15 protein-coding genes and 1 pseudogene are annotated in these 20238 nt (G+C 59.0%); 3 read left to right on the top strand and 13 right to left on the bottom strand.

The window, feature by feature from the left end:
• Both K289_RS0130295 and K289_RS0130290 read left to right on the top strand, forming a co-directional pair.
• Window positions 1-269 (top strand): annotated as a pseudogene (locus tag K289_RS0130295) (IS256 family transposase); the annotation flags it as partial.
• Window positions 270-702: 433 nt separating this feature from the next.
• Window positions 703-1551: a hypothetical protein gene (locus K289_RS0130290; RefSeq protein WP_156918262.1), complete on the top strand. Its 849-nt coding sequence runs from the start codon at window positions 703-705 to the stop codon at window positions 1549-1551.
• Between the two features lie 29 nt (window positions 1552-1580).
• Here the strand turns inward: K289_RS0130290 and K289_RS0130285 are convergent, their stop codons facing one another.
• The 7 genes from K289_RS0130285 to K289_RS0130245 all read right to left on the bottom strand — a co-directional run bounded on the left by K289_RS0130285 (window position 1581) and on the right by K289_RS0130245 (window position 13829).
• Window positions 1581-2147 (bottom strand): phospholipase D-like domain-containing protein, encoded by a 567-nt coding sequence (locus tag K289_RS0130285; protein WP_027554924.1) that lies wholly within the window; start codon window positions 2145-2147, stop codon window positions 1581-1583.
• Complete coding sequence (locus tag K289_RS45655; RefSeq protein ID WP_051310969.1) at window positions 2140-4398, bottom strand: hypothetical protein; 2259 nt, start codon at window positions 4396-4398, stop codon at window positions 2140-2142. Before K289_RS45655 ends, K289_RS0130285 begins: the two co-directional genes overlap by 8 nt.
• On the bottom strand, window positions 4398-8771 hold the full coding sequence (locus tag K289_RS0130265) for a helicase-related protein (protein ID WP_027554920.1): 4374 nt from the start codon (window positions 8769-8771) through the stop codon (window positions 4398-4400). Before K289_RS0130265 ends, K289_RS45655 begins: the two co-directional genes overlap by 1 nt.
• Window positions 8758-11523 (bottom strand): hypothetical protein, encoded by a 2766-nt coding sequence (locus K289_RS0130260; RefSeq protein ID WP_156918261.1) that lies wholly within the window; start codon window positions 11521-11523, stop codon window positions 8758-8760. The genes K289_RS0130265 and K289_RS0130260 overlap by 14 nt, the downstream gene beginning before the upstream one ends.
• Entirely contained in the window at window positions 11520-13208 is a 1689-nt protein-coding gene (locus K289_RS45650; RefSeq protein WP_051310967.1) for a class I SAM-dependent DNA methyltransferase, read from the bottom strand. The genes K289_RS0130260 and K289_RS45650 overlap by 4 nt, the downstream gene beginning before the upstream one ends.
• 157 nt (window positions 13209-13365) lie before the next feature.
• A complete protein-coding gene (locus tag K289_RS49150; RefSeq protein WP_371260868.1) occupies window positions 13366-13605 on the bottom strand; it encodes a hypothetical protein in 240 nt (79 codons plus the stop codon).
• On the bottom strand, window positions 13599-13829 hold the full coding sequence (locus K289_RS0130245) for a hypothetical protein (RefSeq protein WP_027554917.1): 231 nt from the start codon (window positions 13827-13829) through the stop codon (window positions 13599-13601). The genes K289_RS49150 and K289_RS0130245 overlap by 7 nt, the downstream gene beginning before the upstream one ends.
• 127 nt (window positions 13830-13956) lie before the next feature.
• Here K289_RS0130245 and K289_RS0130240 point away from each other — a divergent pair, with 127 nt between their 5' ends.
• Entirely contained in the window at window positions 13957-14619 is a 663-nt protein-coding gene (locus tag K289_RS0130240; protein WP_027554916.1) for an SOS response-associated peptidase, read from the top strand.
• Between the two features lie 491 nt (window positions 14620-15110).
• Here K289_RS0130240 and K289_RS45645 read toward each other — a convergent pair whose 3' ends face one another.
• From K289_RS45645 to trbL, 6 genes are all read right to left on the bottom strand, one after another.
• Entirely contained in the window at window positions 15111-15320 is a 210-nt protein-coding gene (locus K289_RS45645) for a helix-turn-helix domain-containing protein (protein ID WP_035686300.1), read from the bottom strand.
• A 513-nt stretch (window positions 15321-15833) separates the two neighbouring features.
• Window positions 15834-16067 carry a DUF2274 domain-containing protein gene (locus tag K289_RS0130230; RefSeq protein WP_027554914.1) on the bottom strand — a complete coding sequence of 78 codons (234 nt, stop codon included), beginning with the start codon at window positions 16065-16067 and terminating at the stop codon, window positions 15834-15836.
• A gap of 3 nt (window positions 16068-16070) precedes the next feature.
• A complete protein-coding gene (locus tag K289_RS0130225; protein ID WP_027554913.1) occupies window positions 16071-17348 on the bottom strand; it encodes a TrbI/VirB10 family protein in 1278 nt (425 codons plus the stop codon).
• On the bottom strand, window positions 17345-18370 hold the full coding sequence (gene trbG / locus K289_RS0130220) for a P-type conjugative transfer protein TrbG (protein WP_027554912.1): 1026 nt from the start codon (window positions 18368-18370) through the stop codon (window positions 17345-17347). Before trbG ends, K289_RS0130225 begins: the two co-directional genes overlap by 4 nt.
• Window positions 18367-19071: a conjugal transfer protein TrbF gene (trbF, locus tag K289_RS0130215; RefSeq protein ID WP_027554911.1), complete on the bottom strand. Its 705-nt coding sequence runs from the start codon at window positions 19069-19071 to the stop codon at window positions 18367-18369. Before trbF ends, trbG begins: the two co-directional genes overlap by 4 nt.
• A 3-nt stretch (window positions 19072-19074) precedes the next feature.
• Window positions 19075-20235 carry a P-type conjugative transfer protein TrbL gene (gene trbL, locus K289_RS0130210; protein WP_027554910.1) on the bottom strand — a complete coding sequence of 387 codons (1161 nt, stop codon included), beginning with the start codon at window positions 20233-20235 and terminating at the stop codon, window positions 19075-19077.
• Between the last annotated feature and the right edge of the window lie 3 nt (window positions 20236-20238).

Raw genomic sequence — 20238 nt, 5'->3', positions numbered from 1 at the left:
AGTTGCCGAAGGAGCTTCGTCGATCGCTCGCCTGTACCAACATCGCCGAGAACATGATGGGCACCATTCGCCGCGTCACGCGCAACGTCAAACGCTGGCGGGATGCCGGTATGGCCTTGCGATGGGTCGCGGCCGGCATGATCGAGGCCAACAAGGGCTTCCGACGATTGAAGGCGCATAAGCAATTGTCGGTTCTGCGTGCGGCTCTTCAAGCTCGCCACAATCGCATGACGATCAACCCCGTTGCCCACGTCACGAGGGCCGCGTAACATTCATTCCGGCAACGTCGGCCCGACCTAGTTCAACAGCGATCGGGACATCCCCCCTTGACGACACAGGGACAGTTAGCGATCACGACAGGTGAGAAGTTCGTAACGAAAACCAAGCCCACGACGACGAAAGGCCCCGACCTCAAACCAGAATAGACTCTGCGCGCCGACAGCTGGAGCAAACACAATTACGCCCGTAGCTCCCACGCCAAACAACTCAAATGCAGCACGGGACGCCGTTAAAATAAGAAGAAGCCACATCTTATGTTAGCTTCAAACGTCTGGCGATCAGGGGCGTCTCAGAAATCGACATCTAAGGTGAGCACATGACGACGAAGGCTCGCTCTGCCAAGATTGAGATCCTCGAAGCCTTCGCCTGGGAGCAGAGATCATATCGCCTTGGCCTCATGAATGCATACTGGGAACACAGAGCATGAATGGCCGCCATCCAAACAAAGACATCGAACGGCTCCTCGATGAAGCACGGTTATGGCCGCTGAGCTCTTACGGATGGAGGGACGAAAACACCGCCGATCCCGATTTCATCGGCCATGCAATGTGGCAAATCGAGCCGCCCATCAGCGATGAGCGCTTTTTCTGGACATACTCTGCGCGTCGAGGAACACCACCTCCCCCTGCGCCCACGGATCGCCAAAAATTCCTGATGACGTCAGGAACAGACTTTGAAGGTCTGATGGCCTGGGCACGGCTGTCAATCGGAATCGTGCTCAGCCAAGCGTCGGGACTTCTGAAGAATATCTTTTCCGACGAGACATTCTTTGAAATGCATCGGGCAAGCGCACTGATCTACCTGTCAACGGCGTCCGATCGCATACGCGACTTTTTTGTGATGGCTGTCTTCAATAAACCTCGCGCCAAGTACGATGGGCAACGCAACTTTTCTGGCGAGCCGCGAGGCAGGTTTAAGACCGCCTTTGAGGAGGCGCTGCAAACCGTCGACGGGCAACAGGACATCGCTAAATGCTTCGCTGCACTGGTTCCTCTGGCTGAGGAGATCGAGCGCTTGCGTCGGCTGCGCAATGAGATGGTCCATGAGCTTGCAACTGAAGCTGCTCGCCGCGAGCGGCAGCATCTCGGGACGCCGCCGGTTCAAGCGGATCCCGACATTGACTTCGGATTGATCCAGGAAGCGGCGCGCAAGCAGGAGCAGCGACAGAAGGAACGGCTCAATACGACAGTCGGGGATCTGCTCCGCTGGTATGAACTGCTTGTTAAATTTAGCAATGAAGCGTTCATCGTCGAACATCGGCTGCGCGCCTAACACGTTCTCGGCCGACGTGCCGTACCGCGTCAGGCGGGCTCAGCAAAGACTGCCAACAAGGCGTCGACGAGAACGGCTACCGGTGCAACGGCATCGCCTTCCATAAGGAACCCGCATTCCAAATTCGTTTCGCGAGACCGGTAGAGAAAATTTGCTGAGCCGACATAGGCTGCTGCGCCGTCCGCCAGCACAATCTTCGCGTGGAAGGTCTCGATGTATGGCTGGCCGTTCGCGTAAACGCCGGCAAGTGAATAATCGAGGATGCGGCTCGCCGATCGGCTAAGACGCTGACCGGCCTGGCCGCAGCCGTCGATTTGGGCAGTTCCACGAAGCACGAGAATCGTGCTCTTGGCTTCTGTGGCATCGAATAAGTCTGCCGCCCATTCTGCGCCAAGACTATCAATGTAGGGTGTCATGATAACCAGCCGATCGCGGGCACGCCGGGCGAGATGCAGAAAAGCGTCTTGCGTGTTGGTTAGGGTGGTGAAGGAAGCCCCTGCAATCTTCTGCAATTGCTCACCGACACGGCTTGGCTCTGGTGGCAATGTCACCACAAAGCGCGCCTTCGCTGACGGGGCGATTAGCGAGTCAGTCATAGGCCAACGCCGGATCAAAGAAGCCCACCAGTGGTGGGCTGCCCTGTCGCTCCCAATTTGGAGCGGGCCCGCCCTTGAGGGCTGACCGCGAAAGCAGCTGGTTGCCGCCGAGGCACGTTACTTCGGACACCATGATACAGGCTGGACAGGCACCGCCGCGCGTGTCGCAAAGCGACCCCGAACCGCACCGCAGTAGCCTCTGATCGAGTAGTCGATGGAGGAAATCTTGCGCATGGTTGCGCCACATCGCGGAGATATTGCCAAGATCTGGTGTCATTCCCTTTCGATAGACGACAAAAGCGAGATCGGCAGGGAAAATGTGCTCGCCCAAACCATCGCGATCGAGGCCGGAGATATCGGCTAGGGCGTGCATGACCTGGTGCGAAAGACTATGGAGCAAGAGGTAGATGTACGCGGTGACAGACCGCGGTGCCTGCCCGCGTCCCTCCCGCTCCTTGAACTCTTCAAGGAAGGCGCCAAAATCGGCGTAGCTTTCTAGATAAATGGCGCCAAGCGTCTTCTCGGGCTCATCAGCGGCCTCGGGCATACCGTTCGCAGCAAGCCAGCGTCTGACGCGGCTTTCGTCGATCTTGAAGTAGAGCGCTTCATTACGCTGCTGGGTCACATAGACCGGACGCCGTCCATTCGGAAGTTCAGGGAAAGCATTCAGCCTGACCGGCATGGCAACGCTCCGGCCATTGAACTCGCGATAATAAATCGGAGTGGATGAAACACGGGTAAAGCCAAAGCTGAACTCGCAGATCGGCAATCCACGAATAAGCACAATTTGATCGAGGCCGATCCTCCGAAACAGATTTCGGGTGGTCGTCTGATAATGAGCCAAGCGAGCCGGATCGCCGACGGCGTCACAGATCAGCCGATCCGGCTCCATGACGTCGATAGATTCGTGCTGAGTGCGGCGCTCGTGGACGTGTTCGGCAACAAAGCGGTCGTGCTCTATCGTCAGCCGAATGGCATCGAAGCGCCGAGCCCATTCGCCGCGTTGCGCAACGGCGGCGGCAAGCGCTGCGCTTTGAACCTGCCCCCGTTCGACCACGCCCGACGCGTACCAGCCTTCGCGAATGGCATCCGCTTCGCGCAGCAATCGATCCGCACGGTCCGCCTGACCACGCGCGGTAGCTCGTTCCGCCATTTCTCGGTGATCGGTATAGTCGTCCCATTCGGCCGAACGTCCCGCAGTGGCCAACGACGCTTGAATTTGCGCATCCGAGGGCAACGCGAACGGAACGCGATGAATTTCGGCGAGCCGCTGAAGCAAATCGGGGTGTCTATGTGGAAGCAAAAGCTCGACGACGCGGCGATCGCGAAATTCAATGAACGTGCCCTTTTGCGGATAGAAGGCGGAGTTGGCGCGGTACGACACCGGCAACATGTTAACTTCGATGCGCTCGAAGTTACGTCCCGTGTTTTGCCGCTCGCGCTCGAGGATTTCTAGTGTTAAGGGATCAGGCTGCTTGAGATCGCGATGTGAGCGGCAACTTTCGCACGCAAAGTGCCAATCGGAAAAAACGGGCGCCTGATTATTTAAAGTGAAGTCCTGACCGCCGCAGGTACACGTCGTCAACCGCGTCACGCGCCGGCGGTTCGGATCGTAGTTGTTTCGGTATGGGCTGAGCGGCTCAAGATGCCCCGACCAATGGACGTAAACGACATCGACCTGCGACCAACGGGCTTCGTGATTGCCGCAGCGTGCGGGCAGAGGATGACGTGCTTGATCTGCGATTGTGTCGTACTGCCGCACGTGGCCACATACACCGCAACGATAGATCAGAGGATAGGGAATGTAGCCCATCGTACCCGGATCGCAGAGTTGGAAAGTGCGTCCCCAATCCCGATCCACAATCTGCGAATTCCGGTCGTAGAAAACATCGTCGAGAATAAGCTCGATGGGGACGGCCACAGGCGCTCGTAGTCCCGAAGCTCGGGCGAACCATGTCGAGGCGATCTCCTTCATGCCGTCGAAGATGAGGAGACGCGTGGCATCGGAAACCTGCGGTTCACCGCGATCGATAGGAACCGCCCGGCAGATGCCTTTTGCCCCTTCCCACGTGAACAGAACACCGGGGGCGTAAGTCGTGGCAAGCTGGGTGCGCGAGCGGAACATAACCGGTGGCTTCTGGCGGCGTTCGCCGTCGGCTTCGTCGTCATGGCGCGGGCGCGGCGCCGCCTGACGCGGACGATTGCGCCAATCCCGTGGGCGGTTACCCCGATTTCCTCCTCCGTTCGTCATCAGGGTGTCCTCTCCGGCGCATCGACATCGGTTTCCGCGACACTTCCCCGTTGTTGGCGAATAGCACGCATGACTCGAATCAATTCGTCTTGGTCGATTGTTCGCCGGCCTTGTGTAATGCGAGCATCAAAGCTGGCGGCGGCGATAACGCCGGCCTCGTCCACATCGCGAAGGGAGGTCATCGGCGGCTTGAATGGTGCTGCGGAATCCTCCCAATACTCGTAGAGCCGTAACGGGGTATCGAAATTTCGCACACTCGATACGAAGCGCGCCACTTCCTGCTCAACGAGCGCACGGTACAGCTCTGAATAGACAGGACGACCGAGGGCACCCTGCCCGCGCCCTTGAAAGCCGATCGCGCGAAGTACAAACTCGCCGAGTTCGCCGGCAAAACCGGTCGGATCGGTACGGATCAGCGTGCGAATGGGGCTGACCGTCTCGAAGCAATCCGTTCTTGCTTTCGCAGCGTCAGCCGCGCGGATGAAAGATTGGTTCTCGCGCATAACAGCCCAGGTCTGAACCAACGACGCCATCACACGGCGAATGGCGTTTTCAGCCCAGCGTTCTACGGCCGGCGGCGCGATCATCCGCTCAAGAAAACGGTGGAAGATATCGTGCGTTTCAACGACATACCTGTCGCGTCTACTTTGCGGGGTCGGCACCAGCATGACAAAGCCGACATGGGTACGGCCAACACGGCTTGAGGCTTGGATGTACTCGGCGATATCGGACGGCAAACCCGCAAAAAACATGCTGTTGAAGCGGTCAACATCGACGCCGTGGCTTATCGCAGAAGTCGCGACGACACTCCGGAGCTGGCCATGGAGTGGCGGATAAGGTGCGCCCGGATTCCCGGCCTCCGCCTCCACCATGATTTCCTGTATCTCCTTCATATCGATGCCGCCCGAAATGAGCCGACTCACAAATCCGTCCAGCGGCTGATGCCGCGTGCGGTGGCGGAGGCGCACCGCAGCATCTAGGGCGTCCATCACCTGATCACCGCCCTTCTTATTGGTGACATAGGCGAGCGCAACACGGTGAAGATCGATGAGCGCGAAGACGTCGTTCTCACGGCCTTCCTGCATAGCCCTCCGAATGGCATCTCGCCGCCAGTCGCTGCCTTCATGCTCTCCTTGGAAGTTCGCGAGGCCGTACGCCGTCGTCGCGCGTGTCGCAGGATCGAGCAATCCCCGCCAGACGTCCGTGATAATGGAATGATAGGCACTTAACACAGCGACCGCCGTGACGGTATGTGTTGCATCGTTAGTCATGAGAGACACAAAGAGGCGCATCCACGGGGATGTGCGTTCTGGGGTCTCGTAAAGAGGTAGTGTCTGCTCAAGCGCCACGCGGGCGGGATTCTCCGCGGGCGCCGGGGCGGGTTCTGCAAAGAACGAGCGGTAAATATCGGGCCCGGGACATGGGAAACGTAGCGGAAGACGCTGATAAAGAACTTCGAGCTGCCGGTCCGGGTTCGAGATTGTAGCTGTGGCCGCAATCACCTTGGGAGTCCGTAGGCGCCCTGCCTGGCCGGCCCGCCAGACGCGGGCCACGTGAAGCTCGTCTCCCGCCAATTGGTCGATCTCGGTGAATACCTCCTCCAGAAGGCTGTCAAACAGCCCGCTGAAAGTGCCAAGGCTTTCTTCCAATAGATGCGCTTCGTCCTGGATAATGAGAGCCGGAAACGGGTCAAAAAACACACGCTGGCCCTGACGAAATGCCGGGAAGACCGATTGGTAGCCATCACCTGCGAGCCATCCGGCGATATCGCCTTCGTTCGGAGGGGAGGAAAGATGGCCTGTAGGGCCAATGCCGCGAGCGAGCCCGAACATCCCAATGAGTTGACGGATTGTGGTCGTGCGTTGACCAAGCATCGCAAGTTTGTCGATCGTACCGAGGACAACGGAAGGTGCCCTTGCGTAGATCGTGTCATCCGTCAGCAGAAATGGAAGTGGCGTGCGATCAGCGTGCGCGCTGTTGAACGTGCATTGCGCGTTGAAGCAAACGATGCCCAAGCGGCGAGCTGTGGTCCCTTCTCCCTCAAAGCGGCGCAAGCCGGTCGCGCTTCCGCAGGAAGGACATTGCGGGACCTTGTTGTAGGCAGCGCGGAATTCGCGATAGCGCGCAGCCGCGCGCTGCCCCTCGGGATCAGCAATAACAGCATCTTCCTCAAGCTGTCGATCATCCGGGTGATCTTCATCGTCCGCGCGTGGCACGATCGAGGGTACGTAGGAATATCGGTTGGGCGTATTGTTGCCGCCGACCCAAAAGCCGATTTCGAACGGCCAGCCGCCAATATGGCGATTGATGCGAACGAGTTCGGCGGCGGTCACGAGCCGCAGCAACCGCTGCCCTTGTTGGAGTGTCAGAAGTCGCAGTGGATACCGGATCATCGCCGTTACGCCCCGCGACTTGCCACGGAGCCGATCGAGGAACATCGCAAAGATTAAGGTTCCATAGAATGCTTCCGATTTTCCGCCGCCAGTCGAGAAGTAAAGGAGGCTCGCTGCGGCTTCGTCCAGGAGTGGATCGAACGCATCTCGATATTCCTCCATGCGTGATGCGAACGTCGGCACATGCGCCAAGATGAAGGCAAGCTGAAATAGCCTCCAGCCCCGCTCCCGATTCCCCCCATCTCGATTGAGAAAGCTCTCATTCATGAGCAGCCACGCACGATAAGGTGCTGCGCGGCGCTCTAGGACGGCGCGCTGCTGCTCATTGGCCGCGACCATCGCGCGATACGCTTCTTGCGATTGCACCAACAACCGAATACCGCGCTCAATGTACCCAGCCTCGCGTCGCTGATCGGCCAAGTCTCGTTCAAGCCGACGGCTCTCGCTATCGGCCTCGTCAGGACTTACGCCTTCACGTACGGCCGTCCGCAGCCGCGCTTCTTCTTGACTAATCCAAGCGGCATACGCTTCTGGAATCGTGAGGAGATCTGCAACGTTGCGGCTTTCAAGCGCCAGCTCGGTGAAGGCAACGGGCACATTAGGCGAGCGCGGGATAATCCTCGGCTGCACGAACCGAGGCGACCACGTCGTGCGCAAGGTTAGAAGATCGCCCGCTCGCTGGCTCGTCACCCCGCAATTGAGGCCTATCGCGGGGTAGTGCATGAAATGCCGGAACCGGTAAGAGGGTTCGACCCGGTCCAGCCGCAAGGGCCGATGTAGCGCGGCCGGTACCGTAACCGCAAGCTGCGTGATAAAGATGATTTCACAGCGCGTAAAGGCATCTCTGCGCGAAAGTTCCGGTGAGCTGTTGTCCAGCATCACGCGAACCGCTACGCGGGTCGGATCGGCAAAATCCGGCGTGCGGTCGACCTGAAGGCCCACACCGCCAATAGCCGGAACTATTTCAGCAAGGGCGGGAGGTGTTTGTGCCGCGCGGTTTCGGTACGCGTTCCATGCGGCTTCGGAAATCACGTCGCGAGGTTCGACACGGACGTCTCGCCACACCTCCGCCAATCCCTCCGGCGAGTTAATCCAATCGACGACCTGTTGAAGCGCGCTGTCCCGCATTGTCCGGGAGTAGTCCGCAACCTGGACCGCCAGTTGCGCCGCATCGGTGAGGAAGTGCCAGACAAACGGCGCAAATGCGAGGTCGATCCTCCGCCACTTGCCTGGCGCGGCGACAGGTTCAAGGAGCGCAAACGGGACAGACCGACCGCGCTGTAAAAGCCGACCAATCCTAAGTTGAGCGCTTTGATCGTTCGCAACATCGGGAGCGGCATTTTGAGCTTCCTGGACCGGCGCGGGCGCGTCTCCGTCGTCAGGCGCATTGGAAATCAGAAGCTCTTCATCGCCGCGTTCGAACTCAATTCCCTGCTCGGCATAGGCTTGCCGCCTGACCTCTTCGAGGATCGCCTGCCTTTGCTGGTAGATACGTTGTCGCTGCTCAGGATTGAGGTTAGGCCAATCCGGTGTCGCGACACGGGCGGCCGCAAAGCGCTCGGTTCGAAGTTGGCGAAAGCGGTTGTCGATCGCATCTTGAACGGCGCGCCGAAGCTTGAACTCCACGTCCAGCCCGAGCGCCTCGTCCGCCAAGTCGGCCCAATTCGGCAATACGCGCACATAAACCGAAAACGATGGAGTTATCGTTGATTGACCTGCCGCCCCGGCGTCGACGTGAAAGTCAATGCCAGATGCCGCGATGCGAATGTCGGATGTCTCATCGTCCGCACCGGCTGTATCGAACCGTGGCAAGAGCTGACCTGACACAATCGATCGGCGTGCCGATCTGCCATAAAGGAAGCGGCCCTCGTCGTCGCTTCCCGACACTCGGGCAACCGTCATGTTCACGAGCGCGTTGCAAACCGCCTCTTTCAGCTCCTGCGATATAGTTGATAGCTGCGCTGCGTTAAGCCCGATCACACTCGCCTCGCTGTTCGGTCTTTTCCTGCACCACCGCGACAAAATCCTGCGCCGCTGCCTTCAATCTCCGGATATCCCTAGCTCGCTCAGGATTGCTCGATTGGGCGGCGTACGTGTCGATGAGAATTGTCCGATAAGCGTCATGAAAGCTGAAGGCGGCGCGAAGACGGCTCGTGCGCTGCGCAATAACAGCCCACGTCCAAAACCGAGCGGCGATGGATTCACTTACGCCGAGTGCTCCCATGAAGGCCATAAAGGTAGATCGGTCTCGGGGAGCATGAGGCACGACCTCGTGCAGAGGAACATCAAGCTGATCGCGAAGACTAATCCAGTAACCCGCACGTTGAACGGTCACGGCCGGAAAGTTCATGGTCGCCACGAGATTTACGAGCTTGTCGTGAACCGACGTCCCTGGAAGCCTCGCGAAGCGATCGAGCACGAGATGATGGTAGTCCCGAATCTCCTCCGCGGCTCGTGCGGTAATGTTTAACAAAGGCCGGGCCATCTCAAGAAACGCGTCACCAATGACGCAAATGCGGTCACCGATATCTACATCCTTCGCTTCGGTCTCGATGAAGAGGGGCACCGTTCGCGTATGATCGAGCAAAATTAGCTTTGTACCCGGCCGCGCAACAACGATTTGGTCACCGGACAGGCGGAAGCGGATGGTCGGTTGATTGGGACGGACATTGCCGGCAAGATTAACGACGCTACTGGCGGGAAATTCAACGTCCTCGTCTTCGCTTGCGACATTTGCTTCTGCAACACCGGAGTCACGGTGAACCGCCCTGCCCGCCTTTTCGACGAAGACGGAAACACGCTTATGAATGTCGGCCAGCTCTGGATAGGCCAAGAGGCGCGCACCGTCGCGCGCCGCGCTGGCGAGCGTATCGCTATCGGCAAGAACGATCAGATTTTCCGGAAGCCATGGCCGAGCCAGAAGAGAAAGGATTTGCGATCGTGTCGGTGCCACGCAAATCAGCGTCTTGATCTGATTGCGTTCCGTTGCCTTCAGCTTCGCCAAATCGCCTAAGGACTCTTTGTCGAGAAAGAGCAACATGTTCTTGTCGATCCTCGCCTCGATGTGCACGCCGATCTCTTCGTCCTTGCAAAGGACGAACGATGCGAAATCGCTGAGCATATCGTTGCGAAACAAAATCGCCGTTCTCGAACTTGTGCGCTCGAACTTTTTCACAACGTCACGGAGCAGCGGCGCCATTGGCGTGAGCTGCGCGGTGTTATTCCATACCCGGTCGACGCTCGCGCAGAGGTCAAGGAGCTCCGCGCGGTGGTTCTGGGCCCAAGGCCCAACGCTGCCTTTAATCTCAGCAATAACAGCGCCGGTTCGATAGGAAGCCAGAAGGTCTGCGGCTGCCAAGTTACCGGCTTCCTGTTCAACGTAAGCCGAGAAATCGCTTCGAGGACCCGGCAACGAAGCACAACGACGCAAGATGCCGCCCAGCCGGTACAAGAGTTCCGTCGCAGAGGCATCGCCAAGATCGTAGGCTACGCGCGCATTCGCGCGCACCCTCTTTAGTAAAGTCTCGACTTCACCAGAAAATCCGATCGCGTCTTGTTTGGTGATTTGCGAGTAGGTCGGTTTGGCGCTGGCTTCTGCAACGACGAGGTCAGAAGCCTGTCCGAAGACGATGTCGGAAGGTACGGGCTTCGCGCGCGTCTTACCTTGCGCCGGACCGCGTAGCGTTTCAAAGCGAAGCTTGTCGAACGTCCATGGATCGTCGGTGAGGGCCAAGACCGCGACAGGACCAACATGGCGATCTAATTCGGCTAGAAAAGTTTGAACGCGCTTCTCCCAGTCGCGACCGAGCCGGTTACGCCCAGTTTGCCCAAGATCGAGAAGCACGATGTCGAGCTGTTTGCGTAGCGATTTGAGTGAAGCCGCCGCGTTATCCGAACCCCTCAAGCCAAAAAGATAGAACTTGGCGTTCGCTGGATCGTCGGCCTGGTTCGAGCGTTTGATCGATAGGAGATCGGTCTTCGATTTCACTCGCCAGAGAAGTTGCTTTCGTCCATCGTTCCCAGTGCAGGGCCCCGATGGAAGTATTTCGTCCAGGCATGGATGCCGGAATTCGTCATACGTATTGCCGTCGAGCGTCTGGCCCGTAAGTGTCTTCGCGCGCGCGAGCGCCTTGTGATAGTCTTCCAGAGCTGGATCTTCATCGCGCCGCATCGCCCTTACCTGATGCTGCGTATGGAGACGGCCGAGCGATTCCTTATCGATGTAAATTCTTCGCAATGGACGATGCGCACTACTCGCATAGGGAAATATCAAGGCGCGCAAGCCAAGCGGTGGCGCCCTTGCGGCCAGCGCATCGTGCTTAATCTCCTTCGCCGCAGCATTGTCTGCGAGGGTCAAGAAAGCAGCGACGGCGGCAGGAGAAACATCGAACTCAGGCCAACAAAGCACCGCCTCGCGCGCTCTACCTTCCAGGCACCGAAGCGCAGTATCGAGGAGCCGCTGATAAGACGGGCTGACAGAAAGACGCGCGGGTTCGCCCGGCCGGGAAAATGGAATAGCCGTGAGGGCCGCCTGATAGGCTGCCGGCGACCGGACCGCGCGTGCTGCGCTTGCGACCCGTTCGGCTTCTGACTTGGCGGCGCGTTCTGCCAAATGACGCGAGCGTTGTTCAAGTTGCTGCTGAAGGGCCGAAGCGGCCTGATCCAAGCGCTCGCGATGCGAGGGATGCCGCAAGTGAGGGTCCCGTTTCGGATCGAAGCGCCCGTTTTTCATGCGGTTAACTTCGCTCTCGCTGTTGTGCCCGCCGCATAAGCGCATTCAACGGCTTCCTCGCAAAGTCCAAGCGCATGGAGAGCTTCAGCTAACGCCTTGGGCGCTGGCAGATCGAGGGCTCGCAACAGGTTGGCGGATATGCTGGCGGTGCCCGAGAGTTGACGGTAGCGCTTGTCGACCGCAGCCGAATTAAGCAAAAAGCAAAGCGTATTGAGCGTTGCAACGTCAGGCGCGGTCAAAACAAGTGTGTGGTTTTCGGTGACGAAGCCACCCCACTTTTGGATCACACTCGGCGATACCCGCGCCGCGATGAGTCGCCGCGATTGCGCGCTATTCGTGGTCCGCTGGAGAACGATGGCGTTCGCCCTTACGATGGCGACCGAATCTTCTTCGAACCGGACAAAATCGATTCCTTTTCCAATTTTGGCCTTGGGAAAGCAGAATTTGCCCGGACGGATATTCCGCGCCCAAATCAGCGGCATATCGAGCTTCGCGGCGCGCCGCTTCGACATCCGCTCAAGCTCGCGGTTCCAGACGAAGTAGCCTACACGTAAGGTGGCCGCGTAATCGACGAGCGTGGCACCGCCAACCGCGGCACCCGGCTGCTTACCAGCCGACATCCAGGCGTCTTCGGATTTGAGCGGGAGCGCCGTCGCAAAGGTGGGCTTGAAAGGCCCGAAGCTGGCGACATTGCCGAACGAGACGGCGTGATCAGCACGATGCGCGCTGCCGGCGCGAGCAACGACGATCGAGACGTCTTGCGTAACATCGACAAAAACGTCTTTGCGTGTTGTCACCGAGCCTAGCGTGAGGATTTCGCCCTTCTCGCGCATGTAGGCCCGTAGTTTTCCGTAGAGCGGTCCCGCAATAAAACTGGAAGGAAGAACGAGCGCCACGAGACCGCCCGGCTTTGCAAGCCGAAAGCATCGCTCGGCGAAGAGTGCATACTTGTTAATATGACCTGAATGACAAACATCGCGCCATGCTTTACCGCGCAACTCATCCGCCGAAATGCGCCCGTAGGGTGGGTTGGCAATGACCAAATTGTAGGTTTGATCATGCTGCGCCTTGAGCGCGTCCCGGACTTCTACCACCGAGCCTGACGGGATGGAGCTATCGATGCGGTCAGCGATCAACGCTTCCGAAAGCCGGGCTAGTCCTCGATCAATCTCTATTCCGTGCAGACGCCCCAAAATGTCTTTCGGTGATGCTCCTAGTTCCCGCATCTCGCCTGCCAAAGTCGAGAGGAAGGCAGCGCCGCCGGCTGCGGGATCGATGGCCGTATGACGCAGGGGATCGAAGCCCTCATTGCGGACCAGCCGAATGAGAGCCTTCGAGAGATTAGGAGGGGTGAAATAGGCTGCTTGTGCCCGCCGCACGGCCGGCGGCAGTAGCAGGGTGTAGAAAGTTCCAACCCAATAATGCTTCTGATCGACGCCGAGCTTTGAGAGCCGATCGGCGACCTCGGCGAACAATTCCATTTTCGGCGAGCCGTCAAGCAAGCCGAGGCAGAAACGCACGCGCTTTATCGATGAGAGTTCGAGAGGCCGCGCCGCTAAGGCAGCCTTGCGAGCCAGGACAAGCAGCTCTCGGGCATGAATGATCTTCTTCTGAACGCCCACGTCTCCCCCTGACGCGTACCTAGCTCGCCAACCGAACCTTTCGTTGAGTTTTTGGTTGTCCAAGCCCCCATCGAATACTCATGGTGGTGCATCGTAACCGGCAATTCGCTAGGGCGAAAGACACGTTTCGGGCCAGCAGTCTTAAACCTTGGGGTTATCCCAGCGTCCCAATTAACGAATTTGCGGCTTGAACGGCGGCCGACGCACGGCACGCGACAGCTCAAGCTCCCTTAAGGCGCCGGACCTTCCCGCTTGCTACCGATGCTATACGGCTTGCTCCAGAAGAACTCGCGATTGCCGAGCGCAGCTCGGCGTACTGATCAATTGCAACAATGATGGCCTGGACATGATGATAGCAGTAGCCCTCGCGCGTCGCCTGCCTGCGCACCTCTTCCAGCGCATTTATCCACGACGGATGATCGGCCGTATCGTCGAACCATTGAAGAGGCCGGGTCACCAACTCCGGCCTCCCAGCACCCTGCTCTTTTGCGATTTCGGCTCCTCGGCCTTCAGCCGGTCACGCTCGGCGCAAAGTCCGTCGACCTTGTCGAGCATGCGCTGCAAAAGCACCTCGGCGGAGGCGGTCGGAATCTCGGCACGCTGGAGCGTCAGTATCTCGCGGCGTCGGCGGCTGATCTGCGCGCGCATGTGCTCGATCTCCGAGCGGATGTGCTCAAGTCCCATCGCTGTCATCCGGCTTTGGCTTGAATAGAACAAAACAGGAACTTAAAGTCAATCGGCAAAACGGCCGGTTAGGCCAGGGCGGTGAATTCGGGTTAACCGGGAGCAAAAACCGGGATGGTGCCAGCTCATGTGCAATCTCTATTCGATCACCACCAACCAGGCGGCTATCGCCGCGCTGTTCCGGCGAATGAACCGGTACGTCGGCAACCTGCCGCCGATGCCGGGCGTCTTCCCGGACTATGCGGCACCGGTGATACGCAGCGCCGGCGACGCCGAAGAGATGGTGCCAATGCGCTGGGGAATGCCGCCCCCGCCGCGCACAAGCGGCCCGCCCGTAACAAACATCCGCAACACGTCGTCACCGCATTGGCGCGGCTGGCTGAAGCCCGAGAGCCGCTGCCTGGTACCCGCGAACAGCTTCGCTGAATATGCGCCCGAGGCGAATCCCGCAACAAAGAAGAAAGACGTCGTGTGGTTTGCGCTGAATGACGCGCGTCAGCTATTTACCTTCGCGGGTATCTGGACTGAGTTCAAAGGTGATCGCGGCACGAAGTCAAAGCCGATCCCCGGCCCCCACCTTGTCTATGGTTTCCTCACTACGACGCCGAACGCCATCGTCGAGCCGATCCATTCCAAGGCGATGCCGGTGATCCTGACAACGGAAGAAGAGCGCGACATCTGGCTGCGCGCGCCCTGGCACGAAGCAAAGGCCCTGCAGCGGCCCTTGCCGGATGATGCGCTGAAGATCGTGATGCGCGGCGAGGACAAGGAAGACCGCGCCGCTGCGTGAATTTTCAATGCCGCCAGCGGCTACCCGGCATCAGCTCGTAAATGGCTAAGACGTGCTTTTCGTGCTGGGCGCGCTTCCGCTCGGCAATGGTTTCAGGGGCCGGTCTGGGCTGCGGCGGTATCACGACCGTGGCTATAGCAGGCTGCAGGGGTGGAGAGCCCGTGACAAAGATAGGCTCGGGGTCTTTCCTAGGCTCGGGCCGATATCCGCCACGCATGTGCCAATTGTCATATACCTTATCGATGTTGTCTTCGAGACACGACGCATATCCCATAAGCTTTCTGCCTCTGGTTGTTCGGACCGAAGATTTTATCATTCCGTCAACTCGTCCGCGATCAAATAAGCCGTGATTGCCCGCGGTATTTTTGATCCGATACATTGCTTTCGTCGGCCGATTGTCCGGTGGAAGCTGGCCGCTCAGCCCGTCAATCAGTCCATGAGTGTAGACCGTCCGAACATATTCACGCCACCAAAAGGGGGCTCACCGTTCACTACCGTTCTTGAAATAGGACGACCGGGTCAACACCAAGTGCTTCTGAAATTTGCTCAAGAGCGTCCACGGTCGGCGCGTTTTCCTCACGCTCAATCATTCCAACGTAATTGCGATTCAGGCCAGCGCGATCAGCCAATTCCTCTTGAGAAAGGCCGCCCTTCAATCGCAAACGTCGAAGATTCTTGGCTACCACCCGCCGCAACTTCATGCGGCATGACGGCACCAAACGCTACTTGATCTCCACCTAGTATACTAGGTATTGTGGACCCTAGTAGGGTCTTTCAAATGGTCAATGCGCACCCCCCGTCAGTTGAACCTTTCGTTGATCGGGTCTCCCTGCCCGATGGGCGATTCTTTCGCGTCGGTTATCGAACCGAGGGGTTGGACCACATTTTGGCGGGTGTTGAACTTCCCGTTTACATGCTCGAAGAGGAAATTGCATCCGGACTAGAGCTCGTCACTACAGTTAGCCCTTCCGGCGAAGTAGTGTCACAGATCCACGCTTCATCAGGATTGGAAGTGCTGAGAACTCGTTCAGTTGTCCCACTAGATCGTTTGATTTTGGAGACTGTCAGCACGAACAGCCTTCGGCTAGAGGAGGCATCGACAAGCGACCTGCGCGGGCTCTTACGATCACTCGAGCAATCTATCGAATATGTAAAGACCGCACTCGCGCGGATGTGCGCTGAAGCTTAGGTCCGCAACATCGGTTTGAATCCTATCAATCGTCCAGCGATGATTTTGTACCGCCGACCTTTTTCTTATCTTTCTTAAAGGCTGCATCGCCGTCAAGAAATGCCTCAAGCATAAACGGTATTAGCTCCGCCACCTCTTCCCGACTGCCGTAAGTCTCCGCGTAGAAATCAGCATAATCCCGCAACCGTTTCGCAAGGCTTGGAGACAATACGACGTTCAACTTGACCGGTGTCCGATCAGGTATCTTCGCAAGCTTCATCCCTTATCTGCCCTTCACCACTGTCTGAGCGTCCTGATACGGCTTCAAAACAAGATCCTTCGAAACAATCACCCGCAGCGGCCATCCCGGCCGCACCGTAATCGTCGGCTGCACGTCGAGCTCTCGCTCCACGACACGCTGGCCTGCTTGGTTGGTTGATTGTTGAACGCTTTGGCGCAGCGCCGTGACGAGATCGTTCTGATTGTTGCCGATCGATAGCTGAGTACCCACGCCAATCAAGGTTGCCAGAGCCACACCCTTGAGCAACTGCCAGGTGTGAAAATCAACTTCGTCCTCGAGTCCGGCGTAACCTGCGACATCGCTCGCCGGAAGGTTCTCGATCACGATCGAATTGCCATTCGGCAGGATGAGCCGCGACCAGACCACTAGCGCCCGTTTCTGGCCAAACGCGACGACGCTATCGTATTTGCCCACGATCCGCGTTCCCTGCGGGACTAACAGATGCTCGCCCGTCACCGTGTCGAATACGTTCTCGGTGACCTGAGCGATCGTCGCGCCCGGCAAGTCGGAGTTCAAACCGGTGATGAGGCTTGCCGGAATAATGGACCCCGCCATCACGGCAAATGTGGAAGGCACCGGCGCGAGGGCATGAGGATTCGTCGTCTCGGTGTCAGCTTTCGCGTTTGCGAACGCTAGCTTGCGCGCCTGCGATGAGGGAATGATTTCGCTGGAGCGGTCGATCATACCCTGCGCGGTCTTTGCCAGATCGCTGGCTGACGGAGCCGCATCGGTTGCCGGGGGACGGAACGCGGACGGGCCGCTAGCCGGCGAATCTGGCGCGCTTGTCGGCCTACTCTTCTCCTGTTTCTCCGACAGTCTGATGAACAAGCCCGACTCCTTGGCTTGCTGGGCGATGCGCATCTGGCGAACGCGTTCGGCTCTTTCGGCGTCCTCTTCCGGGCTTGTGGCAAGGTCCGCCGCGGGAGATACACCTGCCTTCTTCTCGGTCTCGGCAAAGGCCCGACCAATATCGCCTGGCGATGGCGGTCCAAGTCGAGGCACCGGCAGGTCGGCGTAGGTCTTCGGCAGCTTGTCCAAGCCGTCGGCAGTCTGCTTCCGATCGGTGTTGTAGAGCTCTGAGCGCTCCGTTCCTTTGAATGCCCGCGGCTGGCGAAGCGCAATAATTGTTGCGCCGGCAATCACGAGCACGGCAACCGCGCAACCGACCATGAGCGCTCGCCTGTTGAGGCGCTGAATTGGCCTCGGGCGCGCCCGCAATTCGAGTGGCTCGGGAGGCTCCTGGTTCGGCCCATTCGTCATGAAGCTCTCCCGAAGCTGAAAATCTGCTGTGACACCGGCTTCGCATCGGTGCGGATGATCCGGACGACACGCTGCGGACTTTCGCCGAGGCGCAGTTCGGCAGCCCCAAACAGCCTGTCGACGATGTAATAGGAACCGCGTACCCGGTAGTTGACGAGGTTTGGGCGCCCATCGGCTCCAGCAACGAACAAGGGCGGTGCCTCGCCCTGTGACAGGCCCGATGGCATCTCGATATAGACCTTGCGGCCGTCATCGAAAGCGCGCAAAGGCCGCCATGGCGGGTCATCGCCTTCGATGCGATAGCGGAAGTTCAAACTGTCGAGCCGAACTCCGCGATCAGCGATCCGTTCTTCATTCTCTTGGGCCGCCGCATTCTGTTTGTGAAGCGCCACAAGCGTATCGGTCGGATACGTCCACGAAATCGAAGCCATATAGGTCTGCTTCGTAGAAACAAGCTCCAGGTGGTAAGTGCGCCGGTCCGTTAGAACCACAAGGTTCGTCTGAATGTCCGGAAGCGAGGGCTTCACCAGGATGTGGACGCGCCGGGTGCTTCCCTGCCCGCTTGCGGTATCGCCGACCACCCATCGAACGGTGTCGCCGGTGGAAATGTCGATCAGTTCCTCACCGGATTGAAGCGCGATGGTCGAAACCCTCTCAGGGCTTGTATAGAGTCGATAGAGCGCCCCGTCCGTCCATGGATAGACCTGGATCGCGTTGAGATATCCTGCGCGGGTCGGCTCCATCCGCGCTACTTTGTTGGCTTTCGCGATCGCCTGTTCAGGCGGGACCTTCTCTTCCTTTCCCTTTGTTGGATAGGGCTTGAGCTGGCCCGGCAACGGCAAGATCTTCGGGGTCTCGACGATTTCAACCGGCTTTGGCGGTTCGGCCTCCGGAACGGCTCGCTCAAACGTCATGTCATCATAAGGCGCGTCAAGGTTGAGCTTGGTCGCGCACCCGCAGAGCAGGACCGACAAGGAAAGCACGCTGGTCGACGCGAGTTTGGTGCGGGCAGCAGCGTTCATTTGGAGTCTCCGATCAGGTCGCGTGACCAGTTGAGGGAGTGGACGTACAGGCCAAGCGGATTCTTGCGCAGGATCTCGGCATCAGTGGGTGGCTTCAGGACGGCGGTGGCGAGCCCGGTGTACCGCTCCGTCTTCGCAATCGAACCGTTTTCGTAGGTGTTTTCCTTCCAGCGGATTTCAAAGCTGTCGCCGGATGCGCGCACCACGGAGGTCACTTCGACCGTCACCGTCCTCGAGCCGATTTTCGTGAAGGGATCGGCATCGCGTGCATAATCGTTCAAAGCCTGCGCGCCGCGGTCGGTGACGAAGTCGTATGCGCGGAGCCAGTTCGTCCGCACGACGACGGGATCGATCGACAGCGATCGGACGTCCTCGATAAACCGGGCCAGGAAATGCGCGATCTGCGCATCCGAAGGCTGGTAAGCCTCGAACGCGGGCCCGACCGCACGGACTTCACCGAGCCGGTCGACCTCGACCACGTATGGCACGACACCCGAGCGGGCGATCTGAGCGAGGATCACCAGACCCAGCACGCCGGACAGGCTGATGGCTGCCAGCGCCGCCAACCGCCAGTTACCCGCCTGAACGCGCGCCGAGCCGAGCCGCTCGTCCCATACCTGTGCCGCCTTTTGGTAGGGGGTGACCGGTTCTGGCGTCTCGCCATATCGAACGGAGACGCGCTGAAAGGGATGGGCAGCCATCTGTCAGTCCTCCTCCAGCTTCGGACTCATAGAGTGTCCGCCTCGATCCCCTTCCTTCAGGGTATGAGCCGCCATCTTCGCGGCCTCGCCGACGTGCCCCCGACCTGGCGGGGACGGCGGAGGGGCAGATTTTGAAGACGCCGCGCCTGTAGCGCTGGAGCCAGCTATCGAATCCGGGAGCTTTCCTGCAGCTTGCGCCTGGGCTGACGTGGCGCCTGAAGATGCTCCCGCCAGGGATGCTGCCGAGCGGACCGAGGCCATCGAACCGCTGGCTGCAGCGCGCAGACCACCCCAGGCTGCTGCTCCACCTCCGATCGCGACAGCCGCTGCGCCCGCCACCGTTCCGGCCGCTGCGCCAGCTCCAAGCTGAGGCGCACCGGAAACCAGTCCAGCCGCGATGCCGGGCCCGAAGATGCCAAGCCCGAACAGTGACAGCGCCGCAAGCAACAGGCTCATGGCCGACGCAATGTCGATCGGGTGCGTCAGTGTGCTGGCAAGTTGGCCAAAGATCGTTGATCCGATGCCGATGATGATCGCGAGAACCATCACTTTCACGCCGGACGCGACCACGTTGCCCAGCGTCTTCTCCGCCAGGAACGCGGTCTTTCCCCAAAGCGCGAACGGCACCAGGATAAAGCTCGCAAGCGTCGTCAGCTTGAACTCGATCAGCGTGACGAAGAGCTGCACCGACAGCACAAAGAACGCGAGCACGATCAAGATCCAGCAAAATAGCATGATCAGGATCGTGGGAGCGTTAGTCAGGACGTCGAGGCCCGAGAACTTGCCGGTTTCCTCCAACAGCGGATGAGCCGCAGTGAATCCGGCGGACGCAACGAAGCCTGGCCGCGCGAGATCGGCCGCGCTCAAGGCCCCGCCGGATGCCTTTAGGCCGATACTGGAAAAGGACGCAAAGATGATATCGGCAAGGCTCTTGAAGTTGCCGATGATGAAAGCGAAGGCGCCCACATAGAGCACCTTCTTGGCAAGCGTAACCAGGATCTGATCGTCAGCCCGCAGGCTCCAGGCAAGTCCGGCGAGCGTCAGATCGATTCCAACCAGCGTTGAGCTCAGGAAGGTGACATCGCCAGACAGAAGGCCGAAGCCCGAGTCGATGTAGTGCGAAAACGTCTCGGTAAAGCGGTCAATCACAGAGAGATCGGCCATGGC

Source organism: Bradyrhizobium sp. Cp5.3 (assembly GCF_000426265.1).
GTDB lineage: Bacteria > Pseudomonadota > Alphaproteobacteria > Rhizobiales > Xanthobacteraceae > Bradyrhizobium > Bradyrhizobium neotropicale.
The sequence above is the reverse complement of the archived record's forward strand: the minus strand, read 5'-3'. Positions and strand labels throughout refer to the sequence as shown.

Coding starts and splice junctions, on each gene's coding strand:
- K289_RS0130290 (WP_156918262.1), top strand. CDS start 703: ATGAATGGCCGCCATCCAAACAAAGACATCGAACGGCTCCTCGATGAA.
- K289_RS0130285 (WP_027554924.1), bottom strand. CDS start 2,147: ATGACTGACTCGCTAATCGCCCCGTCAGCGAAGGCGCGCTTTGTGGTG.
- K289_RS45655 (WP_051310969.1), bottom strand. CDS start 4,398: ATGACGAACGGAGGAGGAAATCGGGGTAACCGCCCACGGGATTGGCGC.
- K289_RS0130260 (WP_156918261.1), bottom strand. CDS start 11,523: ATGAAAAACGGGCGCTTCGATCCGAAACGGGACCCTCACTTGCGGCAT.
- K289_RS0130245 (WP_027554917.1), bottom strand. CDS start 13,829: ATGGGACTTGAGCACATCCGCTCGGAGATCGAGCACATGCGCGCGCAG.
- K289_RS0130240 (WP_027554916.1), top strand. CDS start 13,957: ATGTGCAATCTCTATTCGATCACCACCAACCAGGCGGCTATCGCCGCG.
- K289_RS45645 (WP_035686300.1), bottom strand. CDS start 15,320: ATGAAGTTGCGGCGGGTGGTAGCCAAGAATCTTCGACGTTTGCGATTG.
- K289_RS0130230 (WP_027554914.1), bottom strand. CDS start 16,067: ATGAAGCTTGCGAAGATACCTGATCGGACACCGGTCAAGTTGAACGTC.
- K289_RS0130225 (WP_027554913.1), bottom strand. CDS start 17,348: ATGACGAATGGGCCGAACCAGGAGCCTCCCGAGCCACTCGAATTGCGG.
- trbG (WP_027554912.1), bottom strand. CDS start 18,370: ATGAACGCTGCTGCCCGCACCAAACTCGCGTCGACCAGCGTGCTTTCC.
- trbF (WP_027554911.1), bottom strand. CDS start 19,071: ATGGCTGCCCATCCCTTTCAGCGCGTCTCCGTTCGATATGGCGAGACG.
- trbL (WP_027554910.1), bottom strand. CDS start 20,235: ATGGCCGATCTCTCTGTGATTGACCGCTTTACCGAGACGTTTTCGCAC.